The following is a 22,688-nucleotide window of genomic DNA, read 5'->3' as shown; positions in this document are numbered from 1 at the left end:
GATGAACAGGGACGAAACCGATAACGAGGACGGAGAGGTACTGCCGTGGTAAGAGGCTGGCGCACATTCGCGGTGACGAGTGCCGCGACAGTCGTGGCGGGTTCCGGGGCCGGGACCGCCTCGTGGGCGACCTACCGCCTGCTGATGTCGCAGGCCCAGGCCGCGCGCACGGTGATCGGGCGGGACACCACCAAACCGCCCGAGGCCGACGGCGTCTACACCGCGGGCTGCGCCGCGCCCGAATCATGGCGCACCGGAACACCTTTCGACATCCACCTGATGATCTTCGGCGATTCCACCGCCGCCGGTGTCGGCTGCCGCAGCGCCGAGGAGGTGCTCGGGGTGCGCATCGCCCGCGGGGTGGCCGAGGCGACCGAGCGGCGAATTCGCTTGAGCACCAAGGCCATTTCGGGCGCGACCTCGAAAGGTCTGGCCGGACAGGTGGATGCGATGTTCGTGGCCGGGCCGCCACCGGATGTCGCGGTTATCCTGGTCGGCGCGAACGATGTCACGAAGAAGCATTCGGTGCTGCAATCCGCACACCGGTTGGGCAGCGCGGTCGAGCGGCTGCACAAGGCCGGAAGCGTGGTCGTGGTCGGCACCTGCCCGGATCTCGGGACGGTGGCGGCGATTCCGCAGCCGCTGCGCACGCTGGTGCACAGCTGGAGCGTCCGGCTCGCCCGCGCGCAGGGGGCGGCGACGCGGTCCGCGGGCGGCCGCGCGGTACGGATGGGCGATCTGCTGGGCCGCGATTTCCGCAGCGCGCCCGAGGCGCTGTTCTCCGCCGACGGTTTCCACCCCTCGGCGGCCGGTTACGAACTCGCGGCCGGGTACCTGCTACCCGCGGTGTTGCGCGAGATCACCGATCGCGAGACGCACATGGTGGCCGCGGTCACGGAGGGATGATTCGCGTGGCCCGGCGCGTCGTCGTCGGCCGGGCTCGCGACACGCCCGACCAGGCGCGGCCGGATTACCGCATACCGGGTGTCGGACCTCTCATCCCGGCGACGTAAATTCGGAAGCGAATTCCGCACTCGAGTACCGAATGACCGGCCGGTCGTTCACTCGCCCGACAAAGGAGTCCTCAATGCCAGAGGCCGTCATCGTTTCCTATGCCCGCTCCCCCATCGGCCGCGCGGGCAAGGGGTCCCTCGTGAGCATGCGCCCGGACGACCTCGCGGCGCAGATGGTGCGCGCCGCCCTGGACAAGGTTCCGGCGCTGGATCCGACCCAGATCGACGATCTGATGCTCGGCTGCGGCCAGCCCGGCGGCGAGGCCGGTTTCAACATGGCGAAGGTCGTCGCCACCCAGCTGGGTTACGACTTCCTGCCCGGTGTCACCCTGAACCGGTACTGCTCCTCCTCGTTGCAGACCACCCGCATGGCGCTGCACGCGATCAAGGCCGGTGAGGGCGATGTGTTCATCTCCGCCGGCGTCGAGACCGTCTCGCACTTCCCGAAGGGCACCTCGGACGGCTGGCCCGACACCCACAACGGCCAGTTCGCCGAGGCCGAGGCCCGCACCGTCAAGCGGGCCGAGGGCGGCGCCGCCACCTGGACCGATCCGCGCGAGGGCGGCGAGCTGCCCGACATCTACATCGCGATGGGTCAGACCGCCGAGAACGTCGCCCAGTTCACCGGGATCTCCCGCGAGGAACAGGACCACTGGGGCGTGCGGTCGCAGAACCGCGCCGAGGAGGCCATCAAGGCCGGGTTCTTCGAGCGGGAGATCACCCCGGTGACCCTGCCCGACGGCAGCGTCGTATCCACCGACGACGGCCCCCGCGCCGGTACCACCTACGAGAAGATCTCGCAGCTCAAGCCGGTTTTCCGTCCCGACGGCACGATCACCGCCGGTAACGCCTGCCCGCTCAACGACGGCGCCGCCGCGCTGGTCATCATGAGCGACACCAAGGCCAAGGAGCTGGGCCTGACCCCGCTGGCGCGCATCGTGTCCACCGGTGTGTCGGGTCTGTCGCCGGAGATCATGGGCCTGGGCCCGATCGAGGCCGTGCGCAAGGCGCTGAAGCTGGCCGGTAAGACCATCGACGATATCGACCTGTACGAGATCAACGAGGCCTTCGCCGTGCAGGTGCTCGGTTCGGCGCGTGAGCTGAAGATGGATCTGGACAAGCTGAACGTCTCCGGCGGCGCGATCGCCCTCGGCCACCCGTTCGGAATGACCGGCGCCCGCATCAGCGCCACCCTGATCAACAACCTGCAGACCCACGACAAGCAGTTCGGTCTGGAGACCATGTGCGTCGGCGGCGGCCAGGGTATGGCGATGGTGCTCGAGCGCCTGAGCTAGACCGCGTCTCCCCGGTTCGGAAGATCAACCGGGACAGCGCATTTCGATGAAGGGCGGCTGCCGTGCGCGGCCGCCCTTCGCCGTGTCCGGAGTGTTCGGCTCACGCGATGGCCGAGGCCAGGAAGTCGCGGACCAGAGGGCTTGCGGTGGAACGGAATTCCTCGAAGTACGCGTGCCGGGCCGCGGGGATCAGCTCGAGTTCTGCGCCCGGGATGCGGTCGGCGATCAGCGGGGCGTTCGCAGTGGGGTTGAACCGGTCGTCGGCGCCGTGCACGACGAGGGTCGGCGCGGCGATGGTGGGCAACGCATCCCACGCGTCGTGCCGGTGACTCGCGATCAGATGACGACGTTGCGCGAACGAGGGCATCTCCGGATCACCGACCGTCTGATACGGCCCGGTGGTGCGGGCCAGCCAGTCCGGCGTGTACATCAGATCCAGCAGCGTCTGCTGCGCGGTGGCCGGATCGGCGAGCAGGCGCCGAATCTCGTTCCCCCGATCCACCCCGTGCTTCCCGCCCGGTGACGTGCAACCGAGCACGAGCGCACGCACCCGCCCCGGATATTCCGCCGCGATCCACTGCGCCACCCGCCCGCCCATCGACGTGCCGTACACATCGGCCCGATCGATCCCCGCCGCATCCAGCACCGCGATCGCATCCTCGGCGAATCCCCTTGTGCTGTAAGCAATATCGGGCTTGTCACTATCCCCGGTCCCGCGATAGTCGAACGTCACGGTCCGATGCGAACCATGGAAATCCTCCCGAATCCCATCCCACCAGTGATGGTTGTTCGACTGCCCCGACAACAGCAACAACGGAAACCCGTCCCCCACACTCTGATAAGCGAGCCGCACCCCATCCCCGGCCACCGCGAACACCATCACCGATCCCCTTCCACACCCGAAAACCACCCGCCCGCCAACAATACTGCGCCCGACCAGCCGATTCCCCAGCGCATTCCCGGAGCCCACCACCCCACCGCGTCGGCTCCACATCTGCCGTCCGGCCGCAGCCAGATCATGACCGGCAGCCGCTCCGAAGCCCGATACGGCCGCGACGACATTCCCGGCGACCATCCGAACCATCCCGAGCCCGCCAAGATCCGTCCAGCACCTCGCATGCACACCGATGAGGCTTGCGCATCCCGCAAACGAAACGGCCGCACCCGAACACGGCCGCGATGACATTCTGCGTGGCCACCCACCCACCGATGAATTCACGCACTCCCGTGGATCCATATCAGTGACCGGTACCAATCCGAAGGAGTGCGACATGGACAGGACAGTGGTGGTTCGATACCGGACCCGGGACGACGCCAGGGACGAGAATCGGCGGTTGATCGAGGAGGTTTTCGCGCAACTGCATCGCGAGCAGCCCGCGGGAGTGACCTACTCCGCGTTCGAGTTGGGCGATTCGGGGCAGTTCGTGCATACCGCGACCACCACCGATGGCGCGTTGTCGGAGTTGGAGACGTTCCGACGCTTCCAGAGCGATGCCGGATCGCGGGTCGTGGCCGCGCCCGAGGCACAGACGGCCACGGTGATCGGCGCTTATCGGCCTGTTCCGGCGAGTGTGCCCGTCGCGGTCGCGTTCGTCGAGGCGTTCGGGCGGCGCGATCTGGTGACGATGACCGCGATGCTGCACGAGGACGTCGTATTCGACAGTCCCCGAACACATCTCACCGGCGCCGCCGATGTGTCCGCGGCCATCGGGGAGTTCGCCGAGGCGGTGACCGGGGTGGACATCCTCGACGCGTTCGGGGACGACGAGCGCGCACTGGTCGTGTACGACATGCACACCGGCCCGTTCGGCACCCTGCGCACCGTCGACCACATCACCGTGCGGGGCGACCGAATCGCTTCCGACACAGTGGTTTTCGACACCGCCCGGCTGTCGCGGTGAGCACCGAGCCGTTCGACACCGCCGCACAGCGCTATCGCGGCGAACTGTTCGCCTACTGCTACCGCATGCTCGGCTCGCCGCACGACGCCGACGACGCGGTGCAGGAAACCTATCTGAAAGCCTGGCGCGGCTACGACGGGTTCCAGGGCCGTTCCTCGCTGCGGACCTGGCTGTATCGGATCGCCACCCACACCTGCCTGCGGGCGATCGAACGCCGGGCGCGCCGCGCGTACCCGTCCGGCCTGGGCGGACCGGTGACCGACCCGACCGGGCCGCTGCGATCCCGTCGAGCCGAAATCGCTTGGGTGGAACCGGTTTCCGACACCGAACTGGATCCGGCGGAGGTGGCCGCGGCCCGGCACACGCTGCGACTGGCCTTCATCGCCGCACTGCAACATCTGCCCGGCCGCCAACGCGCGGTGCTGATCCTGCGCGAGGTGCTGATGTTCCACGCCGACGAGGTCGCCGATCTGCTCGGCACCACCACCGCGGCGGTCAACAGCGCACTGCAACGAGCGCGGGCGCAACTGGCCAAGTCGGCGCCACACGGCTACGACCTGGCCGAGCCGCAGGACGCCCGGCAACGCACCCTGCTCGATCGCTACGCCACCGCCTTCACCCGCGCCGACATCGACGGTCTGGTGCAGGTCCTCACCGAGGACGCGGTGTTCGAGATGCCGCCGATCCCATCCTGGTTCCGGGGGCGCGACCACATCGTCCGCTTCCTGGCGACCCGGCTCACCGAACCCGACGGCCGCTACCTCATGCCCACCACCGCGAACGGCCAACCAGCCTTCGGCCTCTACACCCGCGGCCACGGCGGCGTGCTGCGCGCCCACGCACTGCAACTGCTCACCGTCGGCGCGGCCGGGATCGCGCGCATCGACATGATCCACGACCCGACCCTGTTCCCGCGCGTCGGCCTGCCACATCTGGCACCGGCCGACGTCACACCGAATCCCGTTCCAGCACAAGGAAAGAGCACATCATGCAGCTCCTGACCGGTGTCACCGGCCTGTCCGGATCCATCGTCGTCCGGGAATTCGCCCGGCAGGCGGTTCCGATGCGCGTCCTGGTCCGCGATCCCGAGGCCGCGCCCTGGCTGCGCGAACTCCCGAACATCGAGGTCGTGCGCGGCGATATGGCGGTGGCCGAATCGCTGACCGCCGCCCTGGACGGCGTCGACCGCGCGCTGATGATCTCCTCACCACGCGACAACATGGTCGAAACCCAATGCCGTTTCATCGACGCCGCCGCGGCGGCCGGGGTGCGCCACATCATCAAATTCAGTGGGAAGGAATCGGGTACCACCTTCGATCCACAGACCTTTCGCGGCACCCGCTGGCATCTCGAGATCGAGAACTACCTGGAGAACTCCGGATTGGCGTGGACGCATCTGCGGCCCAGCCAGTTCATGCAGGTCTATCTGCCCGGCACGCTCACCGGCGTGGATCCCGAACGCCGGGCGCTGGTCATGCCGATCGGGCGGAGTCGGCTCGCGCCGGTCGACATCGCCGATATCGCGAAGGTCGCGGTGGCCATGATGCGCGCCGAGGGCATCGAGGGCCGGGCGTTCGACATGACCGGTCCCGAGGCGCTGACGATGTCCGAGGTCACCGACCGGATCAGCACGGCCACCGGCCAGCGGTTCGACTACGAGGAGGTGTCGTTCGAGCGTAAACGCGCGCTGCACACCGCCGAGGGACTGCCGCCGGACGTGGTGGATCTGCTCGAGGAGATCTACCGCGGCCGGGCCGCCTCGCCGGAGACCCGCGTGGATCTGTCCACCCATCGTGAATTCGGTGTGGAGCCGACCACTTTCGCGGATTTCGCCGATCGGCACGCGAGGGAGTTCCGCGCGGAGGCCGCGGCCTGATCGCGCACCGGGACGCGAACGGATAGTCCGCGAACGCCAACGGGTGGTCGCCGGATCGGCGACCACCCGTTGTGTGGATCAGTGCGGTACCGCGTTAATTGCGTTGCAGGTAGCTCAGCAGGCGCAGGATCTCGATGTACAGCCAGACCAGGGTGACGGTCAGGCCCAGGGCCACGCTCCAGGCCGCCCGCTCCGGCGCACCGGCGCGGATGAGCTGGTCGGCGGCGTCGAAGTCCAGCAGGAAGCTGAACGCCGCGATACCGATCACGATGAGGCTGAACACGATCGACAGCGGGCCGCCGGTGCGCAGACCGAAACCACCGGGGGTGAAGAAACCGGCGATCAGGTTGCCGACCACCAGGACCAGCACGCCGATCATGGCGGCGACCATCATGCGGGTGAAGCGCGGCGTGACGCGGATGGCGCCGGTCTTGTAGACCACGAGCATGCCGAAGAACACGCCGAAGGTGCCCAGGACGGCCTCACCGATGAGGCTCGCACCGCCGACGCCGCCGAACTTCACATTGGTGAAGACGAACGACAGCGCGCCCAGGAACAGCCCCTCGAAGGCGGCGTAGCCGAGCACGATGGCCGGATTGTCCTGCTTGCGGCCGAAGGTGGCGACCATCACCAGGATGAAGCCGACCAGCGCGCCGACGCCGACGAAGATGCCCGCGAGCCCGTTGTTCATCGAGGTCAGGGCGTAGGAGATGATCGCCATGACAGTCACCACGCCGAGCGTGATGCCGGTCTTGGTCACGACGTCATCGATGGTCATCGGCCGGGTGGCCGGGGCCTGCTGATACGGCTGCTGCTGGTACGGCTGCTGATAGGGCTGGCCGTACTGATCGAAGGGCGGGGCGGTCGGCGAACCGAAACTCGCGTAGCCGCCGCCGCGCTGGTTTTGCGGCAGGTTTTTGAAGATCGGGTTGCTCGAAGTGCGCACCGTTCTCGTGCCTTTCCGGAAGTCGCGGTCCACGGCGATCGTGGCCGTTCTGAGTATCCAACGTGTCGCGTGGAAGACAAGTTCCCAACCGGACAGGAATCGGACAAATCAGACTGTACCGGCTGGAAATTCCACCCGCACGGTCCCGTGCCCGAGCTACTGGTCCGGGCGACCGTCCCGCATACCCCGCACCGACCGGGTCACCGTGAACTTCCGATTGCGCCCCACGACATCGGTCATCCCGACGAAACGCTCCACCACACCGCGATAGTTCAGGTGCGAGTTGTAGACCGTCCACAACTCCCCGCCCGGCCGCAGCACCCGCCCGGCCTCGGTGAACATCTTGATCGCCGAACCGGTGTGCACCGCGGCCCCGATGTGGAACGGCGGATTGCACAGCACCAGATCCGCGCTGTTGTCCGGCACCGCCGACATCGCGTCGTCACGCACCACCCGCACCCGATCCGCGACGCCGTTCACCGTCGCGGTCGCGCGCGCCGAGGCCACCGCCGCCGCGGACTGATCGGTGCCGATCACCGTGACGTGCGGTCGCGCCTTGGCGAGCGCGACCGCGAGAATGCCGGTGCCGCAGCCCAGATCGATCGCGTCGCGGGCGTCGGGTTTCATCCGCCGCAGATGTTCGATCAGGAAACGCGTGCCGATATCCAGGCGCGGGCCGGAGAACGCCGCACCGTGCGCGACCACCTCGAGATCCAGTTCGCCGAGTTGCTTGCGAATCGGATACGGCGGTTCGCCCACGGTTCTGGGCTGCCGCGCCAACAGGATCCGCGACTTCTGCCGCCCGCGGCTGGCCTGGACCGACGAAAACGATTCGGCCAGTACCTCGTTCATCGCGGGGGTCAGATACTTGTCGCGGGCCCCGGCGAACACCTGCACCTCCGGATCGGCGTAACGCGCTACGGCGTCGGCGATCTCGGCCAATCCGGACAAGGCGCGCGGCAGTCGCAGCAGCACCACCCGCACACCGTCCAGCAGTTCACGACCGAGCGGATGCGTGACGTAGCGGTCGGCCAGCGCGACGGTACGGGCGTTGTGCGACAACGCGAGTTCACCGGTGAGCAGATCCTGATGCACCCGCACGCCACGCAGATCGTGTGCGGCGATCGCGCCGAGAGTGAGCGCGCCGTACCCGTCGTCCACCACCGCGACGCGGCCGTCACCCGCCGCGGCCAACGCATCGGCCGCGACATCGAGGATCAGCCGGTCGGCGGCATCGACCGCATAGAGGTTCACCGCCTCCACATCGGGGTATCGCCGCAACCGGCCCAGTACGTCGTCGACCTCCTGCACCCCTACAGTGTGCTAGATCGTTGCCATGCCGTCGCGCCGACCCCGGTGGTTGACCTGTCCACCATCCGTCTCACGGGTAACAGCGGGCCGTCGATCGCGGTTCCGCGGGTCGCGTCGGGGCAGGGTTGCTGACGCGAAGCTGTAATACCTCACAATGTCCGCCGCGCGTCGTTCGGAGGATCGCACCGGCCGCGCGCTCCAAGGTGTGCGACCCCGGCGAGCCACTGCACAGACCTCTCGGAAGGTCTTGCCGCACAACGCTGTTGGCCATGAAAGTCGCTGTTGCCGGAACGCTGGGGGCTCGGTAGGCTGGTGACCAAGCTGTCCGAGTACACCGGTATCGATGTCGCGACGCTGACCTCGTGGAAATTGGCCGTCGGCTACCCGTTCCTGACGACGCTGCTGCAGGATCGCAAACTCGCCCTCGGCGCCTACGACGGCCGGGTGACAGCCATCGATTCGGGTATCGCCGGCGAGGTGGATCCCGCCGCGGGCGGCAACGATCCGACTATGGCGGCGGTCTCCGGCGTCTACACCGCCATGTGGAATTCCTATCTGAACGAGCAGTTGAAATTCACCTCGAATTCGGAATACACCGATCTGAACACGAAGGTGTTCGAGGGCTGGGATTTCACCCACACCGACCCCACCGGTGCCAAACAGACCGGCCCGCTGAACACCTCGGCCGATCTCGCCGCGCTGATGGCGATCAATGTCGATCTGCGGGTGTTGTCCGCCAACGGATTCTACGATTTCGTGACGCCCTGCTACCGGACCGTCCTGGATCTCCAGCAGATGCCGCTGGAGAATGCGGATGTGCGCAAGAATCTGACGATTCGTTTCTACCCGTCGGGTCACATGGTGTATCTCGACGGTGATTCTCGCACGGCGCTCAAAAAGGATATGGCCGAGTTGTACGACGCCGCGACCCACGATACCGAGGCGGTGAGCCGCATCCTGACGCTGCAACAGAGCAAGGGTTGAGCCGCGCTCAGTCCATGATCGGGGCCGGTTCGGGGGTGGTCACCGGGCGTCCCTTCGGCATACCGGCGGCCGCGATCAGCATGACCACGGCCATCGCGGTCACGCCGAGGAACACCCAGTGCACCGCGGCGGTCAGCGCCGCGGGCGTCGGGTGATTGCCGTGCCCGACGCGCGCGTTGACCAGTGCGCCGAATATCGCGACGCCGACCGCGCTGCCGATCGAACGCGCGAACATATTGGTGGAGGTGACCACGCCGCGTTCGGTCCAGTCGACGCTGCTCTGTGCCGCGATCAGGGTCGGGCTCGCGGTCAGTCCCATGCCGACGCCGATCGCGAAGCAGCTCGCCGCCACTTCGATCAGTGCCGAATGCGCGGTGAGCAGCAGGAGTGAGGCGCTGCCGAAAGTGGCCAGGACACAACCGATCAGCGCGGTACTGCGGAATCCGAGCCGCAGGTAGATCCGGCCGGATTGGGAGGCGGCCAGCGGCCAGCCGAGCGTGAGCGCGCCCACGGTGAGTCCGGCGATCAGCGCGTCCGCGCCCAGTACGCCCTGGGCGTAGGTCGGCACATAGGAGGTGAGGCCCAGCATGATCGCACCGACCAGCATCGAGACCAGGCTGCCCGCCACCACCACCCGGCGGATCAGCGCCCACAGCGGCAGGATCGGATGCTCCGCACGCCATTCCACCAGCCCGAACAGCACCAGCGCGACGCCGCCGCCGACGAACAGCGCGATACCGGTCGGCGAATCCCAGGCCCATGCCTGTCCGCCCTCGAGCAGGGCGAGGATGATCGCGCCGACCCCCAGCGCGAGCAGCGCGGCACCCGGGTAGTCGATGCGATTGCGTTGGCGCGGTGCGGTTTCCCGGAAACTGCGCCACAGCATCCACGCGGCCACCGCCGCCAGCGGCAGATTCACGAAGAAGATCCAGCGCCAGCTCAGATACTGCGAGAAGATCCCGCCGAGCAGCGGCCCCAGCACCGACGACAACGCCCACATACTGGCCAGATACCCCTGCGCCTTGGCCCGCTCCGCCAGCGTGTAGATATCCCCGGCGATGGTCATCGACATCGGCTGCACCGCCCCCGCGCCGATCCCCTGCACGGCCCGAAAGATGATGAGCCCCACCATATTCGTCGCCAGCCCGCACAGCAGTGACCCGAGCGCGAACACCCCGATCCCGAACAGCATCACCGGCTTACGCCCGAAGGTATCGGCCAGCTTCCCGTAGATCGGCACCGTAACCGCCTGCGCCAGCAGATAAATCGAGAACAACCAGGGAAACTGCGCGAACCCGCCCAGACTGTCGGTGATCGTGAGCACCGCGGTCGCGATGATCGTCGAATCCAACGCCACCAGCGAAGTGGCCAACATCAAAGCCCCGAGCACCGGCCCCCGCTCGGACCGCAATCCGATGGACGCCCGCGTCACAGTTGCCACACTGTCCCCTCACTCATCCGATCCGACAGTCCGATGCAACGCCCCACCGCCCCCGATATTCCATCCACCCGAAACATCTGAGCGATGAACCATCCCCACCCCGAAGCCCCCCGGCCGCCATCACCCCTGGAACAGACCTCGACGAAGCACCATTGCTGATCCAATAACTTTGCACACCAACAGACTTTGACACCGCCAGCAGCATTCGGGATCGCGCCGGTAGGGCTGCAACGGAACAAGGACTCGCTACTGGGTTCGGTGGATCATCTCTCGTGGGTGGTCGATCGGGTAGCGCGGATCGTCGATACCGATCAGCCCGCGCTCGAGGCGTTCCTGAACCGGAATCCCGGCTTGCATCACATCGCGGACGCCGTATCTGCGGTACCGAATCCTTTGCCACACAATGTCGAACGCCCAGAGCGGGAGGGTCGGAATTGGCGCTGTCGCGCTTTCGGCTCTGGAGCACATTCGGTAGTCTCGGCACGACCTCCGATTCCGCAGGCTCGGATGCGGCGTGAACGATCTTGTCGTAAGGGGTATTTCGCACAGCGATCGTGATGCGCCGCCGACGCGGACCATCGGATCGGCGTGACCACTGAATATGGACAAGAGCCAGATATCAGACAGTCCCCCAGAACTCGTTGCAGGGCGGCGGATGGGACTCGACCTGGGCAGTGGGGTGGCATCTCCCGCGCGGTGGCGGTGGGCGTGTGCTCGAAATCAGTAGGTGTTGGGGAGGTCGGAGAGCAGCCAGTGGCCGGAGAGCTTCTGCATCTGGACGGTGACGGAGCTGTACTGGGTGGTGGACGGGTTCGTGGCGGTGACCTCCACGCCGCAGAGCAGCTCGGCCCGGTCGGCGGTCAGGCGGGTCAGGCCGACCGGGTCGATCTTGGCGGTGGTGTCCTGGTGGGACGTGCGGACGGCGGTGACCACGGTGTCGATCGTGGTGGTGAGTTTCCGGTACGCGTCGGCGGTGGTGACGGCACGGACTCCGGCGGCGAAGTTGTCGATATCGGCGGCGCGATGCTGCAAGAGGGCGGTCAGGGCCGCGACGCCCGCGGATTTGACCGCGGCGGTGGCGGCGGTGTCGAGGAAGGCCGCGTTGGATGTGCCGGTCGGCGGCGTGGGGGCGGCGGTCCGGTGGTTCGTGGTCGTGTTCGAGGTGGTCGACGGAGCTGTGATGCTGTTCGCTTTCCAGCCGTCCGGAGTATGCGTCAGTTCCATCCGCATAGCGATCGAATCGATGGTCGCCGCACCGGTGCGCGGCGTATGGGTGGATTCCAGCACGACGACGGCCGTTGCATGTTGGAGTCCATCGTCGAGACTCGCCAGTGCGGCGCACAGCACCGTCGAGGAGCTGTGCACTCCGGCGGTGGCCGCGATCTGCTTCAACTCTTCGGCCGACGTGTTGAATTGCTCGAGCATCGAACCGGTGAGGACCGACTTCATGGCCGCGATGGTGCCGTCCATATCGTCGGCATTCGTGGTGCCCATGACCGTCGCCGCCTTGCGCGCTCCGGCCAGTGCCGCATCGCGCGCGTCGGCACGCAACCGCGTGGACTCCGCGTCGGAGTCGGCGGCCGAATCCGATTGCCGCGCAAATGGTTTCAGAGCGACGATCCCGGCGGCCGCAGCGGCGACCACCGGCACCGCGATACCTCCCGCGATGAGCAGTCGCCGACCCACTTTCCCGCGCCCGGCCGGATTCGGCGGCGGCGCCATGAACGGACCCGGCGGCAACGGACCCGGCGGCGGCGCGGACATCATCGCCGGGGCGGCGGACCACTGCGCCGTAATCACCGCCTGATATGCGGCGACGGCGAGATCACCGCAGGTCCGGTAACGCTCGTTCGGATTCTTGGCCAGCGCGGTCGCGATCACCGCGTTCAGCCCCGGCGGCAGATCGCGCCGTATCTCGGAGATGACCGGCGGCGGCGCGGTCATATGCGCCGCGATCACGGCGGCCTGGTCGGTGAACGGGAAAGGCGTTCTGCCGGTGAGCAATTCGAACAGGGTGCAGCCCAGGGAATAGACGTCGACGCGCTGATCGCTCGGCAGATTCGCGAAACGTTCCGGCGCGACGTAGGCGAGCGTCGCCGCGACCGCCGATATCGTGCGGGTGTCGTCGAGGGTGCGCGCGATGCCGAAATCGGTGAGCAGCAACCGTTCCCCGCGTTCGATGAGCAGGTTCGCCGGTTTCACGTCACGATGCAGCAGCCCTTGCGCGTGCGCGTAATCCAGGGCCCGCGCGGCATCGGTGATCAGGCCGATCGCCTGCGCGAGGGGCAACCCGCCCGGCGCGGAGGCCAGCAGCGCATTCACATCACCGCCCTCGATGTACTGCATGGACAGCCACAGCGCCGGATCGTCCGGCCCACTGCGGTCGTAGACGGCGACGATATTCGGATGATCCAACCCGGCCGCGAGCGCCACCTCCCGATCGAATGCCGTGCGCGCCTTGGGATCTGCCGCGATCCCGTCGTTGACGACCTTCAACGCGACCCGCCGCTCCATCCGCGGATGCCGCGCCAGATAGACCGCCCCCATCCCACCCACACCGATGAGACGTTCGACGGTGAATTCAGCGAACACCGTCCCCGCTTGCAGAACCACCCCGACTCCCGTCACCACCCAGCGAATCCGACACCCTGCGTGCCGCCTGCGCATCGCCGCAATACGCACAGAATCTAACCCACCGCCTCCCTGACCGCCGCCCATATTCCCAGCCCCCACCCCACCTCGACCCGCACGAGCGGAATTCATCGACATGCGGCCGCGACCTCCTCGCCCGCCAGCCCCACCCACACGAACGCTATCCGGCACACCGCCCCGGCATCCCCCACCCGCGACCGGCCACCGGACCCCAATCCAGGGGCATACCACCAGGGGGTATCAAACAATCGCTACACTGTCCCCGTGAGCCCCCGGCCCCAACACCTCGCCACCGGATACGTCCGGTCGGCGGGCCTGCTCACGCTACTGCTCGGCATCATGCTCATGCACACCTTCGTCGCCGCCCACACCCCCGAACCCATTGCCGCACAACCATTCCCCCACTCGTCGACCACACCCCACCACCCCGGGATGTCGATGACCACTCCCGGCGCATCGACGATGACACCCCCTCGGCCAACGGCATACGGCACCGTGAATCCGCCGATCGAACCACCCTCGGTCACTGACGCATCGCCAGCAGCTGGTTCAGCCGGATACATTGCGCCACAACCGATCAGCAGCCAGGAAACCTCACACTCCAGCGCCAACCGTCGGGCAACGACGATGCCGACAGCCACTTCGAATGGTGCAGCGAATACCCCCGGCGACCAGCGATCGGTCAGCGTCACATCGGCGCGGTCCGCACTTACCGAGAGCACGAACGCATCAGCCGTTGCACCGGCGGCGGCCGAAATGATCACGCCAGGCGCGGGCGTCGCACAGCACCACCGGGCAGACGCGATGAATGCGATCACCTCGCACACAACACCGAACGCCTCCGCCGCGTCGTTCGGGCAACACCACCCGGGCACCGCGATGCAAATGACCAACTCGGCAGGGACGCCGAACACCTCAATGATCGCGCCAGGGGCGGGTGTCGCACAGCACCACCAGGCAGACGCGCCGAATGCGATCACCTTCCACACAACACCGAACGCCTCCGCCGCGTTGATCAGGCAATATCACCCGGTCAGCGCGATGCAGGTGACCAACTCGGCCGGAACGCCGAGCACCTCGAGCATGCTCGTCACGCAGCACCACCCGGTCAGCACGACGAATGCGGTGGCGGCGGCCAGCATGTCGGACTCATTCGGAATGCCGCACTCGGCGAGTCCGGTGACGGCGCTCGGAGCGATGATGGCCGGCGGCTGGATGGGGATGTGTGCGGGGGACTGTTGTGGGATGGGTGGGATGCATGCTTGCGTGTTCATTCTGACCGCGCTCGTGTTGTTGCTCGGGTTGGCGTTGGTGGGGCGGGTCGGTGGGGATGCGGGGGCGGGGACGCGGGCGGTGCGGGGGTGGGTGGTGCGGGATGCGCGGCCGCCGCCTCGGATGACGCTCACACTGGCCGAATTGTCGATTCTGCGGATCTGACGGTCCGCCGTGTCGGCGCGGAATCGCCACGCGGACACGGGTTCTCCGGATCAGAAATTTCCGACACTCGCAATTCTCCAGGAGTACAACCATGTTCACTTCACGTGCACGAATCACCTTGGCCGGTACCGGAATCGCCGTCGCGCTGCTCGTCGCGGGCTGTAGCAGCGATTCGGGAAGTTCGGCCTCCGGAACGACCCACGAGATGGCCGATATGCCGGGCATGAGCCCCAGCAGCACGAGTTCGGCCGCGGCCACGCGCACCGATTTCAACGCCGCCGATGTGACCTTCCTGCAGATGATGTATCCGCATCACGCGCAGGCGGTCGAGATGGCGAAGCTGGTGCCGAGCCGGTCGCAGAATCAGCAGCTCATCGCGCTGGCCTCGAAGATCGAGGCGGCACAGGCACCCGAGATGACGAAATTCGCCGAGCTGCTGCACAGCTTCGGCAAACCGGCTCCGTCGGCCACCATGGATCACCCGATGGGCGGGGTGATGTCGCAGGATCAGATGACCGCGTTGCGGCAGGCGTCGGGCGCGGCCTTCGACAAGATGTGGCTGCAGATGATGATCGAACACCACCAGGGCGCGGTCACCATGTCGAACACCGAACTGTCCGGCGGCAGCAATGCCGAGGTCAAGGCGCTGGCACAGGGCATCGTCACCGCCCAGCAGGCGGAGATCCAGCAGATGCGGGGTATGACGCAGAGCTGATCGGGTACTCGAAGGAAGGTCCCCCGGAACCGGGACCTCCGTTCGGGTTCGCTCGTGCCCGCCTCAACCGGGCACGAGCGGCTCGATCAACTGCCGATGACGGCGTTCATGATGGTTCCGGCGCTGGTGGCCACACCACCGCCGATCATCGCGCCCGCGATCATCTTCGGCGACTCGAGACCGCCGCCACTCCACTTCTCCCAGGCGAACCGGCCACCGCCGTAGGTGATCGCCGTGACGCCGGACAGCAGTACGAACCAGGTGAAATACCGGACCATCTTGAGTAGCTTGTCCGCCGCCGGCGGTGTCTCCGGAGTGGGATTGCCGACCTGGGCAAGCACAGTCGTGTACATCTCGTGTGCGGCGAGAACCATGCTCACGTTCGTTGTCCTCTCGGGATGCTGAGGAGATGCTGGTGTGACCACCCGCCCGAATGTCGCTCAGAAGCGGCGGGAGCATGCAGGTAGAACTCGTCGATCTCCACCATTGAACCGCATTTGCCGGCCTCCGCGCACGCGGACACACCAAATCGCCCGGCAGGCAGGCCGAAACGCTGCCACCGACCCCCGCCGACCGACAGCTGATGTTTCACATCTAACCGTCGCCTCGACGGTTCGCGAGGACCCGGCCCGATTCGCCGATCAGCGTGTCGCCGCCGCGGCACGGAACCTCTCCTCGCACACCACGAATGGGAGAGGCGGCCTCCGGCGTTGTGCCGCCGGAAGCGTATGCAATCGACCGAGCGAATGCGGTACCGATCCCGCGCGAGTGGTCAGCTTCCGGTCAGCCGGGTGGCGTCCGGGTGCTGACCTGCCCTATCCACTTGCGGGACAAGGGGTTCGGATCGGATCGGCCGACCGGTGAGCAGCCGGGCGGAGAGCCGGGCCATGGTGCGGTGCCCCCGGGACGCCCGTCGGCTCGCCGCGACGGACCGCACCGTGCGCGTCCCGCTCGGAGCCGGAATATCCGCGAGACGATCGGCGATCCAGTCGAGCATGGTGGGAATTGCGATGAACTGCAACAGAAAATGCGTACTGAACCGATCACGCAGGTACTCCACCCGCGCGCCCGCGCCGACGTAACGCTCGACCAGCGCGTCGATATCCGCGACGGCGATGATCTCGTCGTTGACCCCCTGCACGATGAGCAGCGGCATCGTCGGCGCCACCACCCCGGGCCGGATGTCCGTGATGATCCGCCGCATCTCCGGCAGCCCCAGCAGCGTGTCGACATCGAGATCGGAATATCTGCCGACATCCCGCCGCGCCAACCGGGCGAGCAACGGAAGTGTCACTCCCACTTCGGCTTTCGCGAGCATATCCAGATATCGCGGGCGAACCCGCAGCTGCGCGATCGGCTCCAGCGTCGGATAGGTGCGCCGCAATCCGGCCAGGAAGACCATCGCGAATCCGGCGAACAGCGTCCCGTTCAATCGCACGAACGCCGAGCCGGGATCACCGACCGGAGATCCGGCCACCGCGCCGACGATCGCCAGCTCCGGTGCGTATCGAGCGGCCACCTCCGCGGCCCAGACCGTCGCCAGCCCACCACCCGAATACCCCCACAGCGCCACGGGCGTATCCGCGTCGAGCCCGAGCGACCCGAAGGCCAGCGCGGCCCGAATCCCGTCCAGCGCACGGTATCCCGGCTCCCGAGGCGCACCGAACCGCCCGCCGGGCCCGCCGTGGTCGGGTACCGACACCGCCCACCCGCGCGCCAGCGCCGCGGCGATCAGCGGCACCTCCAACTGCGGAATCGCCCCGAGCGCCCGCGCGCCCCGGCGCAACGCGTACGACGGAAAGCACTGCGGCGCAAGAGCATCGATCGCACACTGGAACGAAATCAGCGGACGCCGCCCGTCCGGCACGGCCCCGCGCGGCAGCAGCACGGTGGTCACCGACGCCTCCGGCACGCCGTTCAGATCGGAGGTGCGATACAGCAGCTGCCACGCCGAAACCCGCAGCGGCACAACGCCGAACACGGCCAACTCGACCACCCGGCTGCGCAGCAGCTCCCCCGGAGCCCGATGTTCGAATCCGGCCGGCGGCCGGTAGAACGGATCCTGATCGGGCCGCAACGGCCGAAACCCTCGCACAACCGACCTCCATCACCGACGAACCGCCGCTCGAATGTACACATCGACTTCCCGACCGGACCACTGCGGCCCGAAATCCACCCCACACCGAACTTCCCGAATCGGACAGCAATCACACAGCACCCACAGCAGCCGGGCCGCACAACCCCGACAGAACGTCAATACAACCCTAGATCAGGCCTTTAGGCCCTAGACGCCCCGGAAATCAACTCCCCGAACGTATAGGAAAATTGTTAGCCAAAAGGTAGCCTTTCGGACGACAGGGCGGTCCCCGCCCCGTCGAGTGGAAGTGCGCCTGGTACACGGCGGGGAAGCAGGTATTCATGGCTACGAACGGACAGCTCCGCGCGGCACTGGCGATTCTGCACGCCGATACCGACGCCGTCGAGGAGCAGGTGTGGCAACGGACGATGACCGGCGTGGACAGCACCGGGGTCGAACACGCCATGCTGGCGGGGCTGCTGTACCGGGTGGTCGGCGCGGAACTGCGGGATTCCCTGGCTGGTGCGCCCGACGTCGGCAGCCTGGAGGATCGTGCCCGCGCCGCCGGTCCCAGCGCCGTCACCGTGCGGGGCGAGGACCTCTACGGTCAGGCGCACTTCGAGGCGTACTGGCTGACCGACCGCATCGCCGAACTCTACGGCGAACTCGATTCGGCCCCGCCCCCGCTGGCCGCCGCGGCCTACACCGCCGAGGTCACCCGCACCCTGCTGCGCATCCATCGCGATCTGCTGGAGAAGCCGGGAACCGGTGCGGCACACCCGGGTTGGGAGAGCATCCTGGATCAGCTCGAACGCGCCCGCGCCCTGGCCCGCGCGGCGCACGCGGCCGGTGAGACGATTCCCCAGCGCAACCTGGGCCGCCCGCCGGTCTTCCAGGAGTTCCCCGCCGCCCGATAACGCACGGCGGCAGGGACTTTCACTCCAGGGTCATCGATAAACCTTGCGCAACAACGAATGCCGCACACCATAGGTGAAATACAGCCCGAACCCGACGATCATCCAGATCACGAAGCGCAACCAGGTCTCCACCGACAGATTCAACATCAGCCAGATGCAGGCCAGCACAGCCAGAATCGGAATCACCGGAACCAGCGGCACCCGGAATCCGCGCGGCAGTTCCGGCCGGGTGCGACGCAGGATCAGCACGCCGATCGAGACCAGCACGAAGGCGAACAGCGTGCCGATGTTGACCATCTCCTCGAGCGTGCCGAACTGCACGAAACCGGCCAGCACCGCGCAGATCACGCCGACGATCACGGTGATCCGCACCGGCGTGCCCTTGCTGCCGGTGCGCGCCAGGCCGCGCGGCAGCAGCCCGTCCCGCGCCATCGCGTAGAGCACGCGGGTCTGTCCGAGGAACAGCACCATCACCACGGTGGTCAGGCCCGCCAGCGCGCCGATCGAGATGACGTTCTTCGCCCAGGTCACCCCGTGCACCGCGAAGGCCGTGGCCAGGGTCGCGTCCTTCGCGGCCAGATCGGTGTAGGGCACCATGCCGGTGAGCACCAGCGAGACCACCACGTACAGCACGGTCACGATCGCCAGCGAGCCGAGAATGCCGCGCGGCACGTTGCGTTGCGGATCCTTGGTCTCCTCCGCGGTCGTGGCGACCACGTCGAATCCGATGAACGCGAAGAACACCAGACTCGCCGCGGCCAGCAGCCCGTACCAACCGAATTCGCTGTTCCCGGCCCCGGTCAGCCAGGAGAACAGCGTCTGGTGGATACCCGATCCGGCGCTGCCCGGCTTGGCGGGCGGAATGAACGGGGTCAGATTCGACGCCTTGAAATACCGCAGCCCCACCACGACCACCACCGCGATGACGGCGAGTTTGATCGCCACCGCCACGGCCGACACCCGCGATGACACCTTCGTGCCGATCGCCAGCAGCACCGTGAGCACCGCGATCAACAGCACCGCGCCCCAGTCGAAGGACACCGACCCGAAATGCGCGATCGGGCTGTGCGACCCCATCACCTGCCCCAGATACTGCGACCAGCCCTTGGCCACCACGGAGACGGCGAGCGCGAATTCCAGGATCAGATCCCAGCCGATGATCCACGCGGCCAGCTCGCCGAACGTCGCATAGGAGAACGTGTAGGCGCTACCCGCGACCGGGACCGTCGAGGCGAATTCCGCGTAGCACAGCGCGGTCAGCCCGCAGGCGATCGCGGCGAAGACGAAGGCCAGCGATACCGACGGCCCGGCGACGCCGCCCGCGGTCTGCGCGGTGAGGGTGAAGATGCCCGCGCCGACCACCACGGCCACGCCGAAGATGGTCAGATCCCAGGCCGTGAGGTCCTTGCGCAGCTTGGAGTCCGGTTCGTCGGTGTCGCGGATCGATTGTTCGACCGATTTGGTGCGGATCAACGCCGCCCAGCGCCCGGCCGGTGTGCTCGAGGTCGCCCGCTGTCCCGGCGCCGGCCGGTCCTGCTCACCGCGGATACCCAACGTCACTCCTCCCTCGGCGCCGCCGACGCGACGCGCTCACTCCCGGCTCGAACTCAGTTGAGCATATGTGACCTGGGTCTCCATACTGCCGCCATGATGGGGAATCAGCATGAAACCTCGCCCGCCAACTCGCGCAATGCCCGGCCCGGTGCGGATGCCGCCCATTGCAGATGCCCCAGAAAATAGCTGCGATAAGCGATTTCGGCGTTTTCGCGATTCGGGCGGGGCAGGACCGAGCGGAAATAATCGATCTCGGAGAGTTCGTAATGGATGTGGACGAGCGGAAGGATTTCGGGCAGCGCCGCGCGTTCGCGGGCGGTGAGCGGGCGAATTTCACGATAGGCCCGCAGGAATGCGGCGAGTTGCGCGGTGTGCACGCGGACCGGTTCGCCGCGCCCGGGGGCCAGCCAGTCGATCGCGAAACGTTCGATCGCGGTGGCGATGTCGAAGACCGCCGTGGTGCGGTCGGCGAGGCCGAAGTCGAGTACCGCGGTGATCTCGTCGCCGTGCCACAGCAGGTTGGTGCCGTGCCAATCATTGTGTGTCCACAGCGGTTTCAGGCCCGAGAGGTCGATCGCGCCGGGGGCGTGGGCAGCGCGCAGATCCGCGCGCCAGTCTCGTTCGGCCAGGAATTCCGCGAGTGCGGGGCGGGCGGCGAGATGACGTTCGACCGCCGCTACCGGATCCGCGCAGAGCGTCGAACACAACGGCCGCAGCGGGCGGGCGGGCGCATCGTAACCCTCGGCGGCACAATGTATTCGGGCCAGCATCGCACCGGACGCGGCGGCGTGCGCATCCGAGAGATACGGCGACCAGGAGAACGCGTCCCGGTACCGATCTTCTCCCGCGCCCGGGAGCTGGAATTCATAGCTGAACTCCGCACCCGAGTACGACCACACCTCGGGAACCGGGATCTCCTGCGCCCGAAGATGATCCATGAACGCATGTTCCTCGGCGAGCGCGCCGGCATCCCGCAGCCCCACCGGAACGCGCTTGACCACCTGCTCCGAACCATCGGCGCATCGGACCAGCGCGGTCGTGGACAACGGACGCGGACTACGCCATTCGATATCTACGGCCGGGAAACAACGCGAATCATGTTCCCGCAGAACATCATTGATCTCCCCGATGGTCAGCGGCGGCCAGTCGGGCTCGGCGGTCGGGGAGGTCCCCATCCCGAAGACCCGATGATCGTCACCCTCACGCACGGGTCAGGCGGCGTTCGGCGAACACCAGCACACCGGTGGCCAGGCCCGCGACGACGAAGGAGAACAGCGACGCCGAGGACCACCAGCCCGGATGTACGCCCAGCGCGTCCTGCACATGCGTCCACAGCCGGGCCCACCAGACGATCGAACCGGGATTGAGCAGTTGGTACACCGCGAAACCCAGCGCCCACGGCAGCAGCATCAACGGCCGGGCCGGGGCGTCGTCGTCGAGGTTCCAGCCGCGCCGCCCGCGTCCGAAGAAGTAGTCCACCACCAGCACCGCGGACAGCGGCACGAACACCGACCCGATCAGCAGCAGGAAATTCGAGAATCCGGTGAAGTCGTGCACGCCCAACGCCAGCACGGTCGCCAGCGCGCCGACCGCGCCCGCGAGAATCCGGCGGTCCACCCGGGGCAGCAGATTCTGTAGCGACATCGCCGTGGAGTAGACGTTCGCGAAGGACTGATCCAATTCGCGCAACACCAGCACCGCGAAGAAGACCCACCCCGCCGCGACGCCCAGGAAGGTGTCGAAGATCCGATCCGGATTGCCGCCCACCTGGATCAACGCGACCACGCCCAGCAGATAGCACCAGGTCTGCGCCACCGAATATCCCAGCATCGCCGCCCCCGACGCCGCGCGGGCCGACCGCGCGTGCCGGGTGTAGTCCGCGGCCAGCGGGACGAACGACACCGCCACCGCCAACGCGGTGTCCACCCCGGGGAAGAATCCGCTCCACGACGTCCCGTGCACCGTCGGCAGCGGATTGCGCAACAGCTGCACGGTGCAGTACAGCATCGAAATCGCCACTGCCACAGTCACATACCGACGCAGAATATGCAGCACCCGCAACGGCCAGATCGACATCGCGGTACACAGCACACCCGCCGCGACGATGACCGGCGCGTGCGCGACCCGTCCGTGGGTCAGCGCCAGCACGCCACCCGCGATCACCGTCAGTTCGTACACACCCCAGCCGACGCACTGCACGATATTGGCGACGGTCGGCAGATAGGACAGCCGCGTCCCGAACAGTCCGCGGAAATTCGCCATCGCCGGTGCGCCCGTGCGCGCCCCGACCGCCCCGGCCGCGACGACCATCGCGGTGCCCAGCACGGTCCCCAGAATCGTCGCGAGCAGCGCACCCAACAGCGGCAACTGCGGATGCCCGGCGGGCTGCAATACGTACACCGCCCCGGTGAACCCGATGAGGCTCACCCCGAGATTGGCCCAGAAGGCCGTCTGATCGGCGAAGGACAGGCTGCGCGGCGGCTCGGTCGTCAGCACCAACGGCGCTTCATCGGTCCGTCGCCGTGGTCGGATGATCGTCATAGCGTTTTCGATGCTACGGCCGCGCGCC

General features: G+C 67.3%; 20 protein-coding genes. 9 read left to right on the top strand and 11 right to left on the bottom strand.

The genetic code is table 11. The features are described 5' to 3' along the window. Positions 1 to 45 precede the first annotated feature (45 nt). Together NRB20_RS13975 and NRB20_RS13970 are read left to right on the top strand one after the other, a co-directional pair. The gene (locus NRB20_RS13975) at positions 46 to 906 is read left to right on the top strand and encodes an SGNH/GDSL hydrolase family protein (protein ID WP_319944881.1); all 861 of its coding nucleotides are present in this window, start codon (positions 46 to 48) and stop codon (positions 904 to 906) included. 181 nt (positions 907 to 1,087) lie between these two features. Further along, positions 1,088 to 2,308, top strand: coding sequence for an acetyl-CoA C-acetyltransferase (locus NRB20_RS13970; protein ID WP_153410535.1), 1,221 nt, complete (start codon positions 1,088 to 1,090; stop codon positions 2,306 to 2,308). Positions 2,309 to 2,408: 100 nt separating this feature from the next. On the opposite strand, the gene NRB20_RS13965 is transcribed toward NRB20_RS13970, so the two are convergent. Continuing rightward, positions 2,409 to 3,383, bottom strand: a complete 975-nt coding sequence (locus tag NRB20_RS13965) for an alpha/beta fold hydrolase (protein ID WP_319944880.1) — start codon at positions 3,381 to 3,383, stop codon at positions 2,409 to 2,411. Positions 3,384 to 3,579: 196 nt separating this feature from the next. On the opposite strand from NRB20_RS13965, the gene NRB20_RS13960 reads away from it, so the two are divergent. The 3 genes from NRB20_RS13960 to NRB20_RS13950 are packed head-to-tail and all read left to right on the top strand — an operon-like array spanning position 3,580 to position 6,085. Next, positions 3,580 to 4,209 (top strand): nuclear transport factor 2 family protein, encoded by a 630-nt coding sequence (locus NRB20_RS13960; RefSeq protein WP_194289844.1) that lies wholly within the window; start codon positions 3,580 to 3,582, stop codon positions 4,207 to 4,209. After that, the gene (locus NRB20_RS13955; protein WP_319944879.1) at positions 4,206 to 5,210 is read left to right on the top strand and encodes a sigma-70 family RNA polymerase sigma factor; all 1,005 of its coding nucleotides are present in this window, start codon (positions 4,206 to 4,208) and stop codon (positions 5,208 to 5,210) included. Before NRB20_RS13960 ends, NRB20_RS13955 begins: the two co-directional genes overlap by 4 nt. Further along, positions 5,198 to 6,085, top strand: a complete 888-nt coding sequence (locus NRB20_RS13950; protein ID WP_153410532.1) for an NmrA family NAD(P)-binding protein — start codon at positions 5,198 to 5,200, stop codon at positions 6,083 to 6,085. The genes NRB20_RS13955 and NRB20_RS13950 overlap by 13 nt, the downstream gene beginning before the upstream one ends. 94 nt (positions 6,086 to 6,179) lie before the next feature. Here the strand turns inward: NRB20_RS13950 and NRB20_RS13945 are convergent, their stop codons facing one another. Together NRB20_RS13945 and NRB20_RS13940 are read right to left on the bottom strand one after the other, a co-directional pair. Continuing rightward, the gene (locus NRB20_RS13945; RefSeq protein WP_319944878.1) at positions 6,180 to 7,031 is read right to left on the bottom strand and encodes a Bax inhibitor-1/YccA family protein; all 852 of its coding nucleotides are present in this window, start codon (positions 7,029 to 7,031) and stop codon (positions 6,180 to 6,182) included. Positions 7,032 to 7,187: 156 nt separating this feature from the next. Next, on the bottom strand, positions 7,188 to 8,342 hold the full coding sequence (locus NRB20_RS13940; protein ID WP_319944877.1) for a class I SAM-dependent methyltransferase: 1,155 nt from the start codon (positions 8,340 to 8,342) through the stop codon (positions 7,188 to 7,190). Positions 8,343 to 8,654: 312 nt separating this feature from the next. On the opposite strand from NRB20_RS13940, the gene NRB20_RS13935 reads away from it, so the two are divergent. Next, positions 8,655 to 9,326 (top strand): hypothetical protein, encoded by a 672-nt coding sequence (locus tag NRB20_RS13935; RefSeq protein WP_227833486.1) that lies wholly within the window; start codon positions 8,655 to 8,657, stop codon positions 9,324 to 9,326. 7 nt (positions 9,327 to 9,333) lie between these two features. Here the strand turns inward: NRB20_RS13935 and NRB20_RS13930 are convergent, their stop codons facing one another. The 3 genes from NRB20_RS13930 to NRB20_RS13920 form a co-directional block, all read right to left on the bottom strand. After that, complete coding sequence (locus NRB20_RS13930) at positions 9,334 to 10,767, bottom strand: MDR family MFS transporter (protein WP_319944876.1); 1,434 nt, start codon at positions 10,765 to 10,767, stop codon at positions 9,334 to 9,336. A gap of 720 nt (positions 10,768 to 11,487) precedes the next feature. Then, positions 11,488 to 13,380: a serine/threonine-protein kinase gene (locus NRB20_RS13925; protein ID WP_194289843.1), complete on the bottom strand. Its 1,893-nt coding sequence runs from the start codon at positions 13,378 to 13,380 to the stop codon at positions 11,488 to 11,490. Between the two features lie 290 nt (positions 13,381 to 13,670). Continuing rightward, positions 13,671 to 14,399, bottom strand: a complete 729-nt coding sequence (locus tag NRB20_RS13920) for a hypothetical protein (protein ID WP_194289842.1) — start codon at positions 14,397 to 14,399, stop codon at positions 13,671 to 13,673. Positions 14,400 to 14,685: 286 nt separating this feature from the next. Here NRB20_RS13920 and NRB20_RS13910 point away from each other — a divergent pair, with 286 nt between their 5' ends. Then, complete coding sequence (locus NRB20_RS13910; RefSeq protein WP_153410527.1) at positions 14,686 to 14,856, top strand: hypothetical protein; 171 nt, start codon at positions 14,686 to 14,688, stop codon at positions 14,854 to 14,856. Between the two features lie 91 nt (positions 14,857 to 14,947). Beyond that, positions 14,948 to 15,571 carry a DUF305 domain-containing protein gene (locus NRB20_RS13905; protein ID WP_153410526.1) on the top strand — a complete coding sequence of 208 codons (624 nt, stop codon included), beginning with the start codon at positions 14,948 to 14,950 and terminating at the stop codon, positions 15,569 to 15,571. Positions 15,572 to 15,657: 86 nt separating this feature from the next. Here NRB20_RS13905 and NRB20_RS13900 read toward each other — a convergent pair whose 3' ends face one another. Beyond that, entirely contained in the window at positions 15,658 to 15,945 is a 288-nt protein-coding gene (locus tag NRB20_RS13900; RefSeq protein ID WP_153410779.1) for a hypothetical protein, read from the bottom strand. A 398-nt stretch (positions 15,946 to 16,343) separates the two neighbouring features. Continuing rightward, on the bottom strand, positions 16,344 to 17,666 hold the full coding sequence (locus tag NRB20_RS13895) for a lipase family protein (RefSeq protein WP_319944875.1): 1,323 nt from the start codon (positions 17,664 to 17,666) through the stop codon (positions 16,344 to 16,346). Between the two features lie 323 nt (positions 17,667 to 17,989). Here NRB20_RS13895 and NRB20_RS13890 point away from each other — a divergent pair, with 323 nt between their 5' ends. Further along, positions 17,990 to 18,565: a hypothetical protein gene (locus NRB20_RS13890; RefSeq protein ID WP_153410525.1), complete on the top strand. Its 576-nt coding sequence runs from the start codon at positions 17,990 to 17,992 to the stop codon at positions 18,563 to 18,565. 30 nt (positions 18,566 to 18,595) lie between these two features. On the opposite strand, the gene NRB20_RS13885 is transcribed toward NRB20_RS13890, so the two are convergent. From NRB20_RS13885 to NRB20_RS13875, 3 genes are all read right to left on the bottom strand, one after another. After that, on the bottom strand, positions 18,596 to 20,038 hold the full coding sequence (locus NRB20_RS13885) for an amino acid permease (RefSeq protein ID WP_153410777.1): 1,443 nt from the start codon (positions 20,036 to 20,038) through the stop codon (positions 18,596 to 18,598). A 185-nt stretch (positions 20,039 to 20,223) separates the two neighbouring features. Further along, positions 20,224 to 21,294 (bottom strand): phosphotransferase enzyme family protein, encoded by a 1,071-nt coding sequence (locus NRB20_RS13880; protein WP_153410524.1) that lies wholly within the window; start codon positions 21,292 to 21,294, stop codon positions 20,224 to 20,226. Between the two features lie 25 nt (positions 21,295 to 21,319). After that, positions 21,320 to 22,660, bottom strand: coding sequence for a purine-cytosine permease family protein (locus tag NRB20_RS13875; RefSeq protein ID WP_153410523.1), 1,341 nt, complete (start codon positions 22,658 to 22,660; stop codon positions 21,320 to 21,322). Positions 22,661 to 22,688 lie beyond the last annotated feature (28 nt).

The organism is Nocardia macrotermitis, from assembly GCF_009604405.1.
Lineage (GTDB): Bacteria > Actinomycetota > Actinomycetes > Mycobacteriales > Mycobacteriaceae > Nocardia > Nocardia macrotermitis.
The sequence above is the reverse complement of the archived record's forward strand: the minus strand, read 5'-3'. Positions and strand labels throughout refer to the sequence as shown.